Here is a 16,832-nt window from a genome sequence, read left to right on the forward strand (position 1 = left end):
TAGTAAGTAATTAATAATAATGAAGCGTTTTACTCCTCCTGAGCAGTGGCAACCAAGTAGTTTACAAAGTGGTGCATTTTCCCATTTAAATACTCTATTTAAAATTAATGAACAAACAAGTTGGCCAAGCCCACAATGGTTTACCCCATATCTAAAGGCAATTAATGCAAATAACTTACCTATACAATTTATTGATGACGCAAAAATAGATTTTGGCGATCGTTATTATGAACAAGTTATTTTTGAAACTGGCGAAGTACCAACGCGTACAGAGAATTGGCATGACTTATTTGGCGGCTTTATTTGGTGTTTATTTCCTAAAACTAAAGCGTTGATAAACGAGCGGCATGTGCAAGATATAGCTGAGCATGGTTTACAACATCGCACTAAGCATCGTAATGCACTAACGCTCTTTGATGAATGTGGTGTTGTATTAGCTATAAGCGAGAGTAAATGGCAGCAGTGGCTTTGCGATCACCAATGGAAAACAGCATTTATTGAACACAAACATGAGTGGGGTAAAACAATAAAACCTTTTATGTTTGGTCATGCAAATTACGAAATGCTTACTAAACCTTATATAGGCTTAACGGGTAAAGCGTTATTTGTTTGTGTACCTAATGAAATATTTTGTAAAGATTTAGTAACTCAATACAAGTACCTTGATCAAGCCCTTTATGAGATGATTAAAACAGATAACTGCTTAGCCGATAATAAACAGCTTTCTCCACTGCCTTTACTAGGCGTGCCTGGCTGGCATGACGAAAACAAAGACGACTCATTTTACAACAATACAGATTATTTTAGAGCGAAACGAAGGAACCGAACATGATAGAAGTAGCTGGGCTTAAAAAGAAATTTAAGCTAACTAAAGATCACAAAAAAAATAAAATAGATGACATCGACCCTCGTGAAGATAAAGATTACTTTCACTCAGTACGAGATGTGAGTTTTAGCTGTGCAAAAGGTGAGGTGCTAGGGTTATTAGGTCCAAATGGCGCAGGCAAAACAACTACACTTAGAATGATTTCAACCGCGTTAAAGCCCGATGAAGGCACAATAACAATTGCCGGAAACGATATTGTAAAAAAACCGCTGATAGGGCGTAAGTCTATCGGTTTTTTATCTGGCTCTACCGGTTTGTATGGTCGCTTAACTGTAAAAGAAAACATAGAGTATTTTGCAAAGCTCCACGGCATGGATAAAAACGATATTGCATCGCGTTGTGATGAGCTATTTACATTGCTCGATATGCATAAATTTGTAGACAAACGCGCAGAAAATCTGTCAACAGGTATGAAGCAAAAAGCAAATATTGCGCGTGCGGTTGTGCATCGGCCAGCAGTTGTTGTACTTGATGAGCCAACAACAGGCCTTGATATAATGACCACCCAAACTGTTATTGAGTTTATTAAAGGCTTAAAAGCGCAAGGTACACCTGTTATTTTTTCTACCCATCATTTAGATGAAGTTGCACTTTTATGTGACCGAGTCGCTGTAATTAACGAAGGCATTAGTTGCTTTGATGGAACAGTAGATGAATTTAAGCAGGCAGGTAAAAGCGATGAGCTTAATCAAGCGTTTATGAACATATTAACGGAGAAACATGATGTTTGAGGTATATAAAAAAGAGATAAAAGAGTTATTACGTGATAGAAAAACCTTAATGTTTGTGGTCGCCTTACCCATTTTTATATTTCCTATGATTTTTGGAGTGTTAGGCTATTTTATGGTCCAAGCTCAGATTGAAGCAGATCAAGAAGTACATAACTACTCAATATTAGGGACTGATTTAGCCAAAGATTTTAGCGAAGATATTTTTTATCATAAAAATTTTAAATTATCAAAAGTTGATAATGGATCAAGAGACAACCTGATTAGTGCTGTGAAAAATAAAGATATTGATGTTGGAATTAATATACAAAGAATAAAATTAAGTGGAAATCAAAATACATACAAAACTAATATTGAAATAATTTTTAACAACTCTAGTAGAATAAGTTATATATCAGAAAAAATAAGACTTATATTTGTTAAATATAAGGAAGTTGTTCAACGTGAAAATTTAAAGTTTTTAGGGATTACAAAAGATAATGAACAAATTTTAATTCTTTCTCCAGTAACAATTGAAGAAGTTGATACTGCAGATCTAAGAGAAAGTTTTGGCGAGAAAATTGGTGTTTTATTACCTTACTTATTAATTCCATTAGTCTTAACTGGTGCGAGTTATCCAGCCATTGATTTAGGTGCAGGTGAAAAAGAAAGAGGTACTTTAGAAACACTCTTACTTACACCAATAACAAGAACTCAAATAGTTTTAGGTAAATTTCTAACGATATTTACAGCTTCAATGACTACATCTCTTATCACAGTTGGGAGTATGGGACTGTGGATTATTTTAGCTAAATGGTTTGTATCAATTGATTATATAATAGATGCTATAAGATTGATTGGGATTAATGATTTGTTGTTGATTCTTATTTTACTAATGCCTTTAGCATGTATTTTCTCAAGTATAGTACTTGCAATATCTATTTATTCGAAAAGTTTTAAAGAAGCTCAAAATTATATGGGTCCTCTTTCTATGCTAGTTTTTGTTCCATTAGCTATTTCAATGATGCCAAATATGGAATTAACATTAAAAACGTCTATAGTCCCTGTATTAAATGTATCTATCGCAATTAGAGAGTTATTAAAAGGAACAGTCGACTATAATTTAGTTTATTTAATAGTTATTTCCACGACAGGTCTAGCATTAATTTGTTTATCTTTTTGTGTTAAGTGGTTTAAAAAAGAAGATGTATTATTTAGATAATAAACATAAGAGAAAGTTTAAAAAAAGCACATTTTGTAAACAACCGAATTCTCGCTATTTTAGAGTAAGTTGAAAGCGGTGTGCCAATCCTGAGCTATGTCTTGAACTTGGTATTGTCAACTCTCAACCTTTTATAAATGGCGCGTAAAATACGGTGACATAGATACCTATCTAATGACGCGAATGAAAAAGCTTGAAGATGAAAACAGACGTTTAAATTAAATGTATGCTGAAGAGCTTGGATTTTATGCATGTTCTGTTATGCGGAGCGTGATATTTACTTAATGTAATTGATTATTCTAATTGTGAAGGACAGACTATTGACGCTGCTTTATCACCTTCTAATGAGCGTGTGACCCGCTCATTAAATCAAATAATAGAGTGGGCGTTAAGCCTAAGCTTATTCGGTATGATAATGGTCCAGAATATATTAGCCATAAACTCGCACAATGACCGCTGAATAATAATATCGAATTACGATTTATTAAGCCCAATAATCCACAACAAAATGCGTAGATAGAGCGCTTCAAGCGAACGGTTCGTTACAACAGGCTAATTCTTTATATTTACAATGATATTAGTAAGTTATAAGATATAACTGCCGATTGGTTGTGGACTTTTAATAACGAACGCCCTAACATTGGTATAACTGGTATAACTGGTATAACTGGTATAACTGGTATAACTGGTATAACTGGTATAACTGGTATAACTGGTATAACTGGTATAACACCATACGAAAACTGGAAAAGTTAAACAACGGAAGTTCTACAGTTAAACTACATTAAAATGGGGGATTACACATTTATGCTGCATTATCGCCTATTTATGGGGAATAACCATACCACGTATGATCTGCCTTGCTTAGATACAAAACATACAGCTGCAAAATCAATCACGAAAGGTCAACACGCCTTAGTATAATAAGTAACTTTTCAGTAATGTACTTGCTCTTAGCATTAATTTTATTTATTTAATGTCAAGCAAGTATTGTAAATCCTCAATTTGCTACTTAATCTTAACTTTCTGTAATAATAATGCAGATATATATTTTAAATTATATGGTTGATATTTAACATTAACGAAATCAAAATGTTCAGCATAAAAAGCTGTAATGATATTAGGGAATAATAAATGAGAACATTTGAACAGAAAAAATTTATGCAGGGACGTAAAAAAGTAGAGCTGCTTGATAATGGGAAAGTTAAAGTTACTCAATCTTCTATTAAAGGGATGAATGAAGAGGTTTTTAGTTTATTCGATCTTGATGAGGAGTCAGATAAGTACTTTCATAGACCTTTAATACTGTTAGGTCTATCTGCTTTTTTTTAATTGGTGTTGTTCGCTTTTTTATCGAGTCGGCAATAAATTTAGATCCCAAGTCACTCAACGCAGGTTTGATTTTTTTAGTACCAGCATTAATATGCATTCAACAGTATTTTTATAAAATAACAGACGTGGTTGTATATCGCTTTCGAAATAATGGTAATCCGGCTCTGACTCTTTGGAACAATAATCCTAATAGTAAAGAGTTGAGTGAGTTTCAAAGTATGTTATCTACAGAAATAAAAAGCCTTAAAATAAGACCAGAATTCGACAACTCAAAAAAATTAGAAATATATAAAGAAAGTTTAGAATTTTTACTCGATCAAGGCGTAATAACTCAAGACGAAGCCGAAGTTATTTACGATAGAAATAAAGATAGGCTGTTAAATAATGAAAAAGCCAAATTATTTTCTATATAAACCAGTGCATAAAATACACTGCTTATTTACACAGTAATTTTGCTTTGTTTAAACTTGTGATTTAGTAAAGTCTAGTTTTTGTTTACGGTTGCGTTTATATGGTTACACTTAAGCTTATTAAAATAGTTACTTTTTTGTTTCACCGTTATCAAGGATGGTTATGCACAGCACGAAAGAATGTATTATGTGTTTTAGCGCTATAGATGCACGTGCTAAAAAATGTCCGCAATGTACTTCGTTACAAGCAAAATATTCTAATTTAGAAAACAACCCAGTGTTAATTGGTGCATTAGCTTTATGTATTGTTGGGGTTTTTGGCTTTATCTTTTATCAAAATATTTTTGTTACAGCGCAAGAAGATAAAGCAATGAAAAACCTAAACGCCAAAGTAACTGAAATTAGTAGTAAAAACGAAAACGATGGGCTTTATGTAGCATGCATGGGGCAAATAGAAAATGACTCTGATTTTTCGTTTAAACAAGTAAAGTTTCAGGTAGATTTTGTAACTGATCAAAATGTATTAGTTGATACGTTATCTGTAACAGATGACGATTTAAATATTTTACCAAATACTTTAACTAACTTTAGAGTAAGAGGAATAGCTCAAAAAGAAACAACTAATTATAACAAGTGCGAAGTAACAATAACGGATGCTTGGGCTTACAACTAACGAGTAAAAATTCTATTTACCTGCCTAATAAAAACAAAAGAAGAAGGATAACGTACCTTGGTTAAGTATATTTTAATTTTAGTAATTGCATTTGGTGCTTATAAATATTTTACGGCGGAAACATCATTATTAAGCTCATCATCCCAAGAGCTCGTTTTTGAAGATTATAACTTTAAAGCTACTTTTTTAAGCAAACCAGAAATATCATCGAAGATAAATGACATAACCGGTTATGGTAAATTTAAAGTTACTACTTTTAGAGCTAAAGATGAGGACACTTCTTGCGTTGTTTCAATATCGGAGTATTTGGGCGAGGGTGTACCTAAAGGCACATTAGAAGACGGTATTCGTCCTGGTAGGCAGGGGTTACTTAGACGTTTTAGTGGGGTTATGAATAGCGAAAACTACATTGAGCACGATGGTGTTAATGGTTACGAAATGAATATAACAAGTAAAGAGGGTAAATCAGTTAAAAACCGTATGTTTATGTATAAGCAGGGTGTTTATAACTTATTGTGCGTTGGATTAAATACACAAAGTGATGAATTTTTGTCATCTGTTAGTTTTATTTAGTAACGCTGGCACCTCACTTCTATATTTATTAGTTATTAATCTTAATAATTTTTCTATTTGCTAAATAATTATTGGTTTGAACACAACAAGTGGTCTGCTAAATATGAGTAACAAAAAATTTAATTTTATAAAATTTAGCTTACTTGATGAATTGCTAGGTTTTGCTTATTGGGTATGTGTTTTATGTGGGCTATTTTTTATAGCTAATAATGTTAATGGTGCAATACTGTTGGCATTTTCATTACTTGTTTATATTTGTATTACACCTGTTGTGTATATTTTAATTATAAAAAAATTAAATAAAAAGCTTCTTAATAAAAAAGCATAACGAATAAATAATGAAAATTTCAAGATGAGGTTTTTTAGTAAATATTTAAAAAATTATATAGTTTGTTATATTGCCTATTTACTAAATAAATTTTATTGCTACCTCATTTCTACACCAGGGCAAGAGCATGAAAAAACACTATAGATTCAATACCTTTTCAAGATAAGTTGTACTGCGCATCGCTTTCTTCTGTTTTGCTGGCATACCTTTACTAAAACTTGTTTCAGCTTTTAGTTGATTAAATACGATATGTCTCAGCCCTGCAAATACAGGCGCTGCACCTTCGCGCCTAATTCGGCACTCATCTTCTTTAAACCCTACGTCTAAACGCCATGTAAGCCATTCTCTATTTGCCAATGTTCCCGCGCTGACCTTGCCAATTCTTCCGCCGTTAAAAGTGCTGAGCTGATATAGTATCTATGACATAACTCATTGCTTACTTTGCCTTTTTCCTTTCTATAAGAAACAATAACGCCCACTGTCTTTGCGCCTTCCCAGTGTATCGTTTCTGGTAAATTACTTACGTCATGACGCACCGCACAACACCTAAATTCCTCTCTGTTTTTTTGATAATCAGCTTCATTAAACAAAATCCCCTCAGACGCTTGTCGTGTCACCTCCGGTAATAAAGCCCTCTCTATTTACGATAAAAGTCCTTTATGATTTGCTTTCACGGCAAGAAGATAATTAGCTTCTTTGCTCACTATTTTTTCTGCAATTGATTTTTGACATCCCATGGCGTCAATTGTGACTAAGCACCCCTTTATCTCAAGTAACTCAAGAAGTGTTGGTAACGCCGTTATTTCATTCGACTTTTTATCAACAGGGCATTGCGCTAAAACGACACCATTTTCGCATGCAAATGGACTGACCATATAAAGTGCATCGCGCCTATCTGACTGATTAAATGACCCTTTTAAGCATTTCCCATCAATAGCTACGACGTCGCCTTGGGTTAATTTCGCGCATGCTTTCATCCAAGAAGAAAAAGAATCTTGAAATTGCGTCATATCAATACGGCTCAGCACACGAGCAATTGTGTCATGGCGAGGGATGCCTTGCTCTAGGGGAACATATTTCCTGAGCCAATCTAATCTGTCATGACCAAAATCTTCAATATCCTCCCAGCCTTGGCATCCAGACACAACAGCGCTAACGGCTAAGAATATGATATCAAATAGTTTATGAATCACTTTGCCTTGTTGTCGAGGGTCATCGATTGTTTCGAAATATTTAAATAACTGAATATTAGGCATGGGTATACTCCTTAAAAAAGAAGTATAAGATCATATTTTTAAGTCAAGGTAAAGTTCGTGATCTTGCCCTGGCAGTAAGGTACTAACTATGTAAAGCGCATTTCGGTTACCTAGCTTATTAATATAACCTTGAAATGGCGCTGACAGCTAAGGATATGATATCGAATAGTTTATAAACTACTTTATCTTATTGACGAGAGTCATCGAATAACTGAATATCGACATAAGAATACACCTTACGAAAGGAGTCTTTAAGTCAAGGTTAAAATTCGTGACCTTAGCCAGGTATAGGCGGAAAGATGCTTTGATTAATTTATAAACTAAAGTATATTCACTCCCGATAATTATCACTCCAGCTAGTCTTTCTTATTTTGCTATGTTAGATAGGTAACTCGCATTCTTACTACCTAGAAATGTTGATTACAAAGTGCTTAAATAAAGCAGTGTTTCAACTGTATCTTAAAGCTATTTTTGAGTTTTTTCTTTGGAAACAACATCTAAAATATAATATTGATTATCTTCAAGACGGCAATTCCCCCCGTATATGATGGTCTAACATCCTGAGTTTAGGTGATATTAAATTGATTTAATCGACGTAAATTTCTGCGCTTATTCTTTATCGCTATAAGCCCTGTGAGATAAATGTTCCTCCTGATGTTGAAAATGAGCGGGTGTTTTTACCGGGTAGTTACTCTCTCAAAAATATTTTATCCTTGCTGATGCGGGAGGGTTAGATTACTTTGTGCAGATTTCAAGATAGGCGGTACTTTCTGGTCAGAGTAAATAAAAGCATTAACCTAATCTTCATATCAGCTTATTACGAGGGTGTAGAGCTTAAAGAAAATAATAGTAAACTAAAAATCTTGGTCGAAAATTGGTAGCACGATGCAACAATAAGATACGCCGATCACTTGAGCTATTTTTAATAGGTCATATTAACAACCTTCATTGTGTTAAGTAAGTTATACTCATTTTTCATTACATCACGCATTGAGAATTCGTGGATATTAAAGGCACTTGTATTGCATCAGTTACTGATGAGCACGGCCCTGTTTATGTATATCAAACCCCAAAAAATCTAATCCTTAGCTTTGATGGAAAAATTTATCAAAGTTGCATCAAGTTAAATAACATCAATGGGTTAAATCTTGCTTATACACAAGCAATGATGACTGCACTCTTTTTTATACCAAATTTAAAAACTGCGATGATTATGGGGCTTGGTGCAGGCTCAATAGCAAAAAATCTTTATCATGCTTTTCCTGATCTTATTATACATACCGTTGAGTATCGCCAAGCAGTTGCTGACATGGCAATAAAATATTTTGGAGTCCCTGTATCAGATCGTCTTTTTATTCATATTGATTATGCGGCAAATTATATGAAAAAAACACAGGTAAAAACGGATGTTATTTTCTCTGATTTATATAGTTCAGAAGGTATGGAGTCGGATCAGGTGGATTCATCTTACTTACGGCATTGTAAAAATGCGCTAACTTTTGATGGCGTACTTGTACTTAATATTTGCCATACCAAAGCGCAACTTAAAGAAAAATTTGACCAGTTACTCGATAAAGAGTTTGAAGGAAGAATTCTAAGTTTTACAATAGAAGGTGGCAACAAAATCGTTTTTGCTTTTAACAACACTATGCCTTTATTAGTTAAGAGTGAGCTGATAGATAAAGCTATATCGTTACAAACAATAATAAATGTACCAATGAAACGTTATGCTGAGCTGTTATTTAATCACGTTTGAAAAAACAGTAATGCGGCAGGCAAGTTTGATAAATATAAACAATAATTCAGATTTGATGAGATAGGTAAAATAAACTATCCAAAATGCTTTTACAAAGTAGGGATAAAATTGAGTAAATTACATTGTAAAAAAACGATCATTTTAATAATAATAATCTGTGTATTGTTTATATTATCATTAAACATCCTCTCGTTTAGGAAAATGCTTTTATCGTCACCGCACTCTGTTTTTATGAGTCCTGATAAACAATATAGAATTGAGTTATTTTCCTATGACAATATATTACCTGTTATGCCAGGTAGCTCTGCAGGTGATGAAGCTGGATATATTAGGCTTTATAATAAAGATAATGAATTACTAAATGAGAAAGAAATTGAGATGGTGCAATTAGTAGAACCGATAAACTGGAGTGGTGATAAAGTGAGCATTAAATTAGTTGCTGACTGGAATTTACGTTAATTAGTAGTGCGGTATATTTAGTTTAACATGAACAATAAAGATATTGTTTTTATTCCTTTTTACATAAATATTTGGGCAATTTAACGTATTAAATTATTTTTAAATGACGTTATAAATATTTATTTGGAACAAGCCGAAGATTACAGGTTAGTAGAGCATTCATATTTATTGAATCTAATTATATTAAATAGAGCACTCTACTACGTGTAGTATTTTGATTATTTTACTGATAGTTCTTTTCGGATAATTTCAGCCCCAGCGCTCAAGGCATTTAGTTTACCTCTGGCTATATGGTGAGGTAGAGGTGCCATGCCGCAGTTTGTGCACGGGTAGAGTTTGTCGGCATCTACAAATTGCAATGCTTTACGCAGTGTACTAGCTACTTCTTCTGGCGTTTCGATAGTATGATTTGCTACATCAATTGCGCCTACCATTACTTTTTTACCGCGAATAAGTTCTAGTAAATCCATTGGTACATGGGAGTTATGGCACTCTAGTGAGATAATATCGATATTAGATTGCTGAAGCTTAGGAAATGCCTCTTCGTACTGTCGCCATTCAGTTCCCAATGTTTTTTTCCAATCTGTATTGGCTTTAATGCCGTAGCCGTAGCAAATATGCACAGCTGTTTCGCATTTAAGACCTTCAATTGCGCGCTCTAATGTAGCAATACCCCAGTCGTTTACCTCATCAAAAAACACGTTAAACGCGGGCTCATCAAATTGAATAATATCAACGCCTGCGGCTTCTAACTCTTTTGCTTCTTGATTTAGAATTATGGCAAATTCCCACGCTAGTTTTTCGCGGCTTTTATAATGATCGTCGTATAATGTGTCTATCATGGTCATTGGGCCTGGCAAAGCCCATTTTATAGGTTGCTTTGTTTGCTTTCGTAAAAACTTGGCGTCTTCAACAAACACAGACTTTTGGCGGCTCACAGGGCCAACAACGGTGGGTACACTTGCGTCGTATCGGTCACGAATTTTTACTGTTTTGCGTTTTTCAAAATCAACACCGTTTAGGTGCTCTATAAACGTAGTTACAAAATGCTGTCTTGTTTGCTCGCCATCGCTAACAATATCAATACCTGCTTGTTGTTGGTCGAATAATGACAAACGCAGGGCGTCGTGCTTACCTTGGGTTAATTCGTCACCTTGTAATTTCCAAGGTGACCAAAGTGTTTCTGGCTCTGCAAGCCATAAAGGCTTAGGTAAACTGCCAGCGGTAGATGTAGGTAGTAATTTTTTCATAATAAATAATGCCGTATATTTTAGTTAATTATTAAACGTAGCTTTAAGCGCGTTATTACTGGTTGTTACTATTAGTTGTTATGACAGATAGCGAGTAGAGAATTGCTCAAGAACCGTTTGGTACGGCTTGATAAAATGCTCTTGTGCAAATTTGCCTTGTTCATTTGCTAACTTGCCGCGCTCTTCTCGGTCATACACAATTTGAGTTAATGAATGATCCAAGTTTTTTAAGTTTGGTTTATATGATTTACCCGCTGTTGCATTGGCATTATAAATCTCTGGTCTGTAGATTTTTTGAAACGTTTCCATCGTACTAATGGTGCTTATAAGCTCAAGATTGCTGTAATCATTAAGTAAATCACCAAAGAAAAACAATGCTAAAGGTGCGGCACTATTTTGTGGCATAAAGTAACGTATCTGTAAGCCCATTTTTTTGAAGTATTGCTCTGTTAAAGATGAGTCATTTGGTTCGTATTCTACGCCAAGTACCGGGTGTTGGTTTTCGGTGCGGTTGTAGGTTTTGTTATCTGACACACTTAGGCATATAACCGGCGGTTTTTTAAAGTTTTGTTTGTATGTATCCGAATTTACGAATGACTGAAATAGTTTGCCATGTAAAACCCCAAAGTCATCAGGAATACTAAATTGAGACTTTCCTTTGTTATGCTCTTGTAGGAGTACGCTAAAGTCGTAGTCGCGCACATACGATGAAAAGTTGTTTCCTACAATGCCTTCAATGCGCTTATTAGTTTTATGATCAACAATATTTGTTTTTAATATTTCGATAGAGGGGAAGCTTTCGCCGCCGTCTTCAATCCCTATCTCAACAGACACAATTTCAAGCTCAACAGCATAACGCTCACCTTTGGTGTTATCCCAATGGGCTAGGGCATTAAAGCGGTTGTTAATCATGTTCAAGGCGTTACGCAAGTTTGCTTGGCGGTATTCACCTCTTGCTAAATTAGCAAAATTGGTTGTGATACGTGTATTGGTTGATGGATGATAATTTTCGTCGAGTGAAACGCTTTTAATGTTAAATGTAAAATCTTTTTTCATCGTGTTATGTATCCAATTTTTATAATTTAAACCTGATTGATGCTTTGCGCTTTATTAACCTTTTAACTTAGTGTGCTGGTTTGTTATTCAGCAGCTTTAAGTTGTTAGTAATAGTGTTTAGCGCTAAGTGATGAGTAATTTATACGTGGGTTGGTACATGAATAAAAACGGTTTAATTTCACATAAAACATGAGTCATATTCATTACTTGATATGAATAGATGCAATTACAAAAAAATTAGTCAAAATACGTGATGAAATTATAGGGTTTTAGTAGGGAAGTGTAGGTGTCTAGACTTCCATTTTCGCTGTTTGTATTTATTTCATGTTGAACATGAATGATATTCAACACTTGTTTTTTAAACTAGAATAAATAAATATTTATATAGCTTTATTATTTTTAAGTTTTATTTTCATTTAAAAACAGCGGCTTATGTTGTTGTGTGGTGTAATTAAAGTATTGTTGAAATGCACAGAACGGTGCTCCTCCCATTTATAACGTTTAGATAGCTAAGAGTAACTTGCGTTTAGCTACTCAAAAATCTATAGCGTTGTTATTTATTCGACAGATTTTAATTTGTTAATTAACAGAGGTCGTTTTTTTGAGTGAAATGTCTGTTAATGTAAAATCAAAGACATACTACTGACTAACTTGCTCAAAGGAATGATTACAAAATGACGGATAATAAAGTAGCTTTACTGCGGTTTCCCGCTTTTATAATTGATATTACTTTGGTTATGTTGCCATTGTATGTACTAACAACAGTAGGAAAAACATTTAATCTGTTTAATGAAAATATACCGATTGAATGGCTTATGCTTTGCTATATACCTATGATGTTTTTTATTTATTGGGTATTAAATATTAATGTGGGAAAAAGAATATTTGGTCTTAGCATCGTGGATGCAAATACTGGCAATAAGGCGACTGTTTTTCAATTATTTAAAAGGTCGCTTCTATTTTCACTTATAGTATCGTTTAATCTGGCTTTTATAATTCCGCTATTTGTATCAAAAAAGCATCAAAGTTTTCATGATATGTTAGCAAACACAGTCGTCGTCAAAAATCCTAAAAAGTAATGAACCTTTAATTTACGTTATTGTTAGGTGTGCCAATTCGATATGGCATAAAAATTAACATATAGATAAAAGTACATAGCAAATGTAGTTGTAGTACTGGGTAGTTGTAGCAATATTTATGAATGGCTCTATTAGGAGGTGATAATGACCGATGCTGAACGATTACTAAAAGAAAAACTTATAAAAGCTAATCTGAAAAAGCTAGTTTTAGAGCTTGAAAATAATAACATACAAGAGCCTAAAGGATTAGCCTCAGGTAAAATGGTTGTAGAGTTAAAAGAGGACCATGATGAATGATTCTAAAATAGTAAATAATATTTAAATTAAAGAACATTCATATAATTACTTAAAAAGTTACTTAAAAAGCTAAATACAGAGATTATTTATGACTAAGAATGTTGTGTGTGCAGTAGCTGCTTTATTTATTGTATCTTGTAGTTTTAACTATGAAGATAACTTTAAAATATTAACTTTTAAAAAAGTGATTGATGAGGAAAATACGCAATATAACGTGTGTGATAATTTATTACTTACTAAAACTGAAATTGCTTTGTATTTTGATAATGCAGAGCAAGTGAGTAATGAAAAGGAACACGGTGAGTCACTTATTATGCCTTGTAAATATTCTGGGAAGTTAATAATGGACCACAAAACATATTCATACGACATTTTTGCTGGTGGAAGTGGCTATATTTATAACAATAAAGGTTGGGTTGTAAAAAACTTTATCTGCAAGGATACGAGCTGTTGCAATCAGTTTTCTAACTTATGCTAATTTTTTGAACTTAGACTTAGGGCTAGGAAGCACAATAATAATTACTATCCATACAATCCAAAAACATACTGCGGGCAAAATATCATTAAGAATATAAGGCATGCTGGTATAGTACCCTTTTGGGGCAGAATACTCTGAAGATACGAGGAATACGCCAATAGGCTTTAAGTAAGCCGGATAGTGGGGGTTTGATTTAAAAATCATACTCGCATAAGGCCAAACAAGTAACCAATAGATTGACCCCGATAACTTATTCCATAATATACGTTTAAAATTACTGACACTTACAAACATTTTTACTTCCATTTACTATTTCCACATAGTGGTTGCTTTGCGAGTTTTTTAATAAGCTTATCCAACTACTTACCTAACTAATAATCCACGCTTTTGCTGACTGAACAATACACATGATATTTCATTATCTATTAGAGCCCATAACTGTATTGCATTTAACTAAAAATTTATCTGATTATTTAACCTTACATTATAGTTAAAACAATTTACTAAGACCCTGTTGTGAATAAAGTTTTTATATCTCGTCTATCTGTAGTTCATTTAGAGGTAGGTAAAATTACGAACTTAAATATTACTCTGTAGAGTATATACCCGTAAGGAAGTACTAATAGATGGATTACTTAAAAAATTTAATAACAAAATTCATAAATGCAATGCAAAAACGTCCTGGTTTACTTGCTGTTTTAGCTTTTTTATCTGGTGTTGCTAGTTTTGTACTTGTTGATAGAAAAGAGTCGTTTTCGCAGGTTATTGCTATATTTTTGCTTGTTAGTTGGTTGTGGTTGATTATTGATAATTGGCTGCGTGATAAGGTGGAAGAAAAATTTGGTATTGCTGTTTCTCCTAACGTAATGCGTTTTGCATTACAGATGGTACAGCAAGAAAGTCTATTTTTTGCTTTACCCTTCTTTTTGGCTGTTACTCAGTGGGATCATCCACAAGCCATTTTTACTTCGCTAATTATTTTATGTGCCGTTGCCTCAGTTATTGATCCCTTTTATTACAAGAAGCTAGCCAAAAATCGTACATTATTTAGTATATTTCATAATTTTGCTTTGTTTGTTGTATTGCTTGTAACTTTACCCATTTTATTAAATCTTACAACAAGCCAAAGCCTCGTAATTGCTTTAGTTACTGCTGTAATTATTACACTTCCTAGTTTAGGTAATTTAATGCCTAATGTGCGCTGGTGGCGGTTTCCTATTCTTGTGCTTGTTTTATCTTCATTAAGCGCTGGTATTTGGCAGCTTAAAAGCTATATACCACCGGCAGCATTGCGTTTAACTGATATTACACTGGCTCATGAAGTTGACTTACAACATAAAAAGCCCGTAGGGAGTATTAAACAGTTAGATTCTTATACGCTGCATCATCAAGGTTTATATAGCTGGACAGCCGTTAAAGCGCCAAGAGGCTTAAATGAAAAAATATTTCATGTATGGATACATAATAAAAAAGAAGTTGATCGGATAACGCTAAATATAAATGGCGGACGAGAGCTTGGTTATAGAGCATGGACTCATAAAGTAAACTTTCCAAGTGATGCTGTAGGTAAGTGGCAAGTTAAGGTAGTTACTGAATCTGGTCAATTAATTGGTTTAACGAAATTTATTGTTACACCTTAACTAACTCAGTTGGCTGCAATTTGAACAAATAGCTGATATTGTTTTTTGCATACTTAACTAATGGATATAAGTTATGAGTATTGCATTTGAAATTTTTATTTGGCTAATAATTGAAACTGGTTTGAGCTTTTTGTTTTACTCGACCGGCTGGTTACTTTTAAAAGTGGTAACGCTTGGGCGGTATAAAGGCGAGCTTAAAGACTTTGCATCGTATAGAGCGAGCAAAGCTAGAAAGGTTGATTTAATATTTCTATTAGGTTTTTGTTTTTATGTTGTATTAATTATCTTTATGGCTTATTTAAGTTATTAATTTATAAGGGCTGCTTATTTAAAGCAGCCCTTAGCTATTAATACAATGAGGTGACTTTATCTCATTGCGTTTAATGAGTAGCTCTATCGCCCCAAATATCTTCTAAGCGGCTATCTCGTCCACAACGCCAGCGGTAAGTATTGTAACGAATTGAGTTGTTTTTATAATAATCTTGGTGGTAGCTCTCTTTTCCTTTAATAGGATAGAAGGTACTCGCGTTTAATATTGGCGTAACAACGGTTTGATTTGGAAATTCAGCTATTACGGCTTCTTTTGTTTTTTCAGCTAATTTACGCTCTTGTTCATTAGCAACAAATATAGCACTTAGGTAACTTGGACCCTTATCACAAAATTGACCTCGTGCATCAAAGGGATCAATATTCACCCAGTAATGATCGAGTATACCTTTATAGCTTACTATTGCAGGGTCGTATGTAATTTCGACCGCTTCGTAATGACCACGATGATTACCATTGTATGTTGGGTTTTTTAACTCCCCACCAGTAAAACCAGAAATAACGTCAGTTACGCCTTCTAGCTTTTCAAAATCGCTTTCCATACACCAAAAACAACCACCGGCTAAAACGGCTTTTTCGGTTTTATCTGCATGGGCGAGTGACGCATAAAACAGTACAGATGAAGTTAAAACTATGCCTAATATTTTTTTCATAAAAATCTCACATCTAAATGATGAATGTATAAAGCGCTATGTAGTTATACAATTAGACCTGTTATTTACAAAACGTCTTTCATTTTTATTAAGTGCTAATTTTTGAAGTGACTATAAATAGATATGCACAAAGAATTGATAACAAAAAGGCTACCTAATAACTTAATAGGCAGCCTATTACTGATAAGTGGTTAAACAGCTTGTTACTTATTTTGTTGTTCTCTTGCTAATTGGTTTGGCAAAAGCTCCTCAACTATTTCGCGAGCAGGGAGGGTGTAGCGTGTACCGTCAAACATCACTGAGGTGAATTCATTAATATTAGTAATACCTGTTAGGGTCCAGCCTTCGCCGCGCTTTGGGCAATAGACAGTCGTTGTGGGTTGTATTACTTTAAACTCGTCGTTCATGGGAATGTGCACTCATATAATACTTGTTAATGGGATATGGTAA

The 16,832-nt window shown here is 33.9% G+C and carries 23 protein-coding genes and 1 pseudogene; 16 read left to right on the forward strand and 8 right to left on the reverse strand.

The window, feature by feature from the left end:
- Positions 1 to 19 precede the first annotated feature (19 nt).
- The 9 genes and pseudogenes from L647_RS0119365 to L647_RS0119405 all read left to right on the forward strand — a co-directional run bounded on the left by L647_RS0119365 (position 20) and on the right by L647_RS0119405 (position 6,131).
- Positions 20 to 832, forward strand: coding sequence for a DUF3025 domain-containing protein (locus L647_RS0119365; protein ID WP_024612495.1), 813 nt, complete (start codon positions 20 to 22; stop codon positions 830 to 832).
- Positions 829 to 1,617, forward strand: a complete 789-nt coding sequence (locus tag L647_RS0119370; RefSeq protein WP_024612496.1) for an ATP-binding cassette domain-containing protein — start codon at positions 829 to 831, stop codon at positions 1,615 to 1,617. The genes L647_RS0119365 and L647_RS0119370 overlap by 4 nt, the downstream gene beginning before the upstream one ends.
- Positions 1,610 to 2,815, forward strand: coding sequence for an ABC transporter permease subunit (locus L647_RS0119375; protein ID WP_024612497.1), 1,206 nt, complete (start codon positions 1,610 to 1,612; stop codon positions 2,813 to 2,815). The genes L647_RS0119370 and L647_RS0119375 overlap by 8 nt, the downstream gene beginning before the upstream one ends.
- 5 nt (positions 2,816 to 2,820) lie before the next feature.
- A pseudogene (locus L647_RS1000000126160) lies at positions 2,821 to 3,475 on the forward strand (integrase core domain-containing protein); the annotation flags it as partial.
- A gap of 474 nt (positions 3,476 to 3,949) precedes the next feature.
- Positions 3,950 to 4,147: a hypothetical protein gene (locus L647_RS1000000126065; RefSeq protein WP_024612498.1), complete on the forward strand. Its 198-nt coding sequence runs from the start codon at positions 3,950 to 3,952 to the stop codon at positions 4,145 to 4,147.
- Positions 4,148 to 4,212: 65 nt separating this feature from the next.
- A complete protein-coding gene (locus tag L647_RS0119390) occupies positions 4,213 to 4,560 on the forward strand; it encodes a hypothetical protein (RefSeq protein ID WP_024612499.1) in 348 nt (115 codons plus the stop codon).
- Between the two features lie 160 nt (positions 4,561 to 4,720).
- A complete protein-coding gene (locus tag L647_RS0119395) occupies positions 4,721 to 5,230 on the forward strand; it encodes a hypothetical protein (protein WP_024612500.1) in 510 nt (169 codons plus the stop codon).
- A gap of 57 nt (positions 5,231 to 5,287) precedes the next feature.
- Positions 5,288 to 5,803 (forward strand): hypothetical protein, encoded by a 516-nt coding sequence (locus L647_RS0119400; protein WP_024612501.1) that lies wholly within the window; start codon positions 5,288 to 5,290, stop codon positions 5,801 to 5,803.
- 103 nt (positions 5,804 to 5,906) lie between these two features.
- The gene (locus L647_RS0119405) at positions 5,907 to 6,131 is read left to right on the forward strand and encodes a hypothetical protein (protein WP_024612502.1); all 225 of its coding nucleotides are present in this window, start codon (positions 5,907 to 5,909) and stop codon (positions 6,129 to 6,131) included.
- A 138-nt stretch (positions 6,132 to 6,269) separates the two neighbouring features.
- On the opposite strand, the gene L647_RS1000000126575 is transcribed toward L647_RS0119405, so the two are convergent.
- The 3 genes from L647_RS1000000126575 to L647_RS1000000126585 are packed head-to-tail and all read right to left on the reverse strand — an operon-like array spanning position 6,270 to position 7,387.
- A complete protein-coding gene (locus tag L647_RS1000000126575; RefSeq protein ID WP_033024530.1) occupies positions 6,270 to 6,488 on the reverse strand; it encodes a hypothetical protein in 219 nt (72 codons plus the stop codon).
- Complete coding sequence (locus L647_RS1000000126580) at positions 6,455 to 6,748, reverse strand: hypothetical protein (protein ID WP_253948910.1); 294 nt, start codon at positions 6,746 to 6,748, stop codon at positions 6,455 to 6,457. Before L647_RS1000000126580 ends, L647_RS1000000126575 begins: the two co-directional genes overlap by 34 nt.
- 24 nt (positions 6,749 to 6,772) lie before the next feature.
- Complete coding sequence (locus L647_RS1000000126585; RefSeq protein WP_050582007.1) at positions 6,773 to 7,387, reverse strand: ISAs1 family transposase; 615 nt, start codon at positions 7,385 to 7,387, stop codon at positions 6,773 to 6,775.
- A gap of 1,000 nt (positions 7,388 to 8,387) precedes the next feature.
- On the opposite strand from L647_RS1000000126585, the gene L647_RS0119420 reads away from it, so the two are divergent.
- Together L647_RS0119420 and L647_RS0119425 are read left to right on the forward strand one after the other, a co-directional pair.
- Positions 8,388 to 9,143, forward strand: coding sequence for an ATP-binding protein (locus L647_RS0119420; RefSeq protein WP_024612503.1), 756 nt, complete (start codon positions 8,388 to 8,390; stop codon positions 9,141 to 9,143).
- 201 nt (positions 9,144 to 9,344) lie between these two features.
- Positions 9,345 to 9,602, forward strand: a complete 258-nt coding sequence (locus tag L647_RS0119425) for a hypothetical protein (RefSeq protein WP_024612504.1) — start codon at positions 9,345 to 9,347, stop codon at positions 9,600 to 9,602.
- Between the two features lie 218 nt (positions 9,603 to 9,820).
- On the opposite strand, the gene L647_RS0119430 is transcribed toward L647_RS0119425, so the two are convergent.
- Together L647_RS0119430 and L647_RS0119435 are read right to left on the reverse strand one after the other, a co-directional pair.
- The gene (locus L647_RS0119430) at positions 9,821 to 10,852 is read right to left on the reverse strand and encodes a methionine synthase (RefSeq protein WP_024612505.1); all 1,032 of its coding nucleotides are present in this window, start codon (positions 10,850 to 10,852) and stop codon (positions 9,821 to 9,823) included.
- Positions 10,853 to 10,930: 78 nt separating this feature from the next.
- Complete coding sequence (locus tag L647_RS0119435; RefSeq protein WP_024612506.1) at positions 10,931 to 11,908, reverse strand: DUF1852 domain-containing protein; 978 nt, start codon at positions 11,906 to 11,908, stop codon at positions 10,931 to 10,933.
- A gap of 674 nt (positions 11,909 to 12,582) precedes the next feature.
- Here L647_RS0119435 and L647_RS0119440 point away from each other — a divergent pair.
- The 3 genes from L647_RS0119440 to L647_RS0119450 all read left to right on the forward strand — a co-directional run bounded on the left by L647_RS0119440 (position 12,583) and on the right by L647_RS0119450 (position 13,762).
- Positions 12,583 to 12,987: an RDD family protein gene (locus L647_RS0119440; RefSeq protein ID WP_024612507.1), complete on the forward strand. Its 405-nt coding sequence runs from the start codon at positions 12,583 to 12,585 to the stop codon at positions 12,985 to 12,987.
- 144 nt (positions 12,988 to 13,131) lie between these two features.
- Positions 13,132 to 13,284 carry a hypothetical protein gene (locus tag L647_RS1000000126070; protein ID WP_158001080.1) on the forward strand — a complete coding sequence of 51 codons (153 nt, stop codon included), beginning with the start codon at positions 13,132 to 13,134 and terminating at the stop codon, positions 13,282 to 13,284.
- A gap of 88 nt (positions 13,285 to 13,372) precedes the next feature.
- Positions 13,373 to 13,762, forward strand: coding sequence for a hypothetical protein (locus L647_RS0119450; RefSeq protein WP_024612508.1), 390 nt, complete (start codon positions 13,373 to 13,375; stop codon positions 13,760 to 13,762).
- On the opposite strand, the gene L647_RS0119455 is transcribed toward L647_RS0119450, so the two are convergent.
- Positions 13,754 to 14,068 carry a hypothetical protein gene (locus tag L647_RS0119455; RefSeq protein WP_024612509.1) on the reverse strand — a complete coding sequence of 105 codons (315 nt, stop codon included), beginning with the start codon at positions 14,066 to 14,068 and terminating at the stop codon, positions 13,754 to 13,756. The two genes, L647_RS0119450 and L647_RS0119455, sit on opposite strands and share 9 nt — an antisense overlap.
- A gap of 320 nt (positions 14,069 to 14,388) precedes the next feature.
- Between L647_RS0119455 and L647_RS0119460 the strand changes: the two genes are divergently transcribed.
- Together L647_RS0119460 and L647_RS0119465 are read left to right on the forward strand one after the other, a co-directional pair.
- Positions 14,389 to 15,402, forward strand: a complete 1,014-nt coding sequence (locus L647_RS0119460) for a DUF5924 family protein (protein WP_024612510.1) — start codon at positions 14,389 to 14,391, stop codon at positions 15,400 to 15,402.
- Between the two features lie 73 nt (positions 15,403 to 15,475).
- A complete protein-coding gene (locus L647_RS0119465) occupies positions 15,476 to 15,712 on the forward strand; it encodes a hypothetical protein (RefSeq protein WP_024612511.1) in 237 nt (78 codons plus the stop codon).
- A gap of 70 nt (positions 15,713 to 15,782) precedes the next feature.
- Here the strand turns inward: L647_RS0119465 and msrA are convergent, their stop codons facing one another.
- Both msrA and L647_RS0119475 read right to left on the reverse strand, forming a co-directional pair.
- Entirely contained in the window at positions 15,783 to 16,382 is a 600-nt protein-coding gene (msrA, locus tag L647_RS0119470; RefSeq protein ID WP_024612512.1) for a peptide-methionine (S)-S-oxide reductase MsrA, read from the reverse strand.
- 203 nt (positions 16,383 to 16,585) lie between these two features.
- On the reverse strand, positions 16,586 to 16,789 hold the full coding sequence (locus tag L647_RS0119475) for a hypothetical protein (protein WP_024612513.1): 204 nt from the start codon (positions 16,787 to 16,789) through the stop codon (positions 16,586 to 16,588).
- Positions 16,790 to 16,832 lie beyond the last annotated feature (43 nt).

It is taken from the genome of Pseudoalteromonas sp. TB64 (assembly GCF_000498095.1).
Classification (GTDB): Bacteria; Pseudomonadota; Gammaproteobacteria; order Enterobacterales; family Alteromonadaceae; genus Pseudoalteromonas.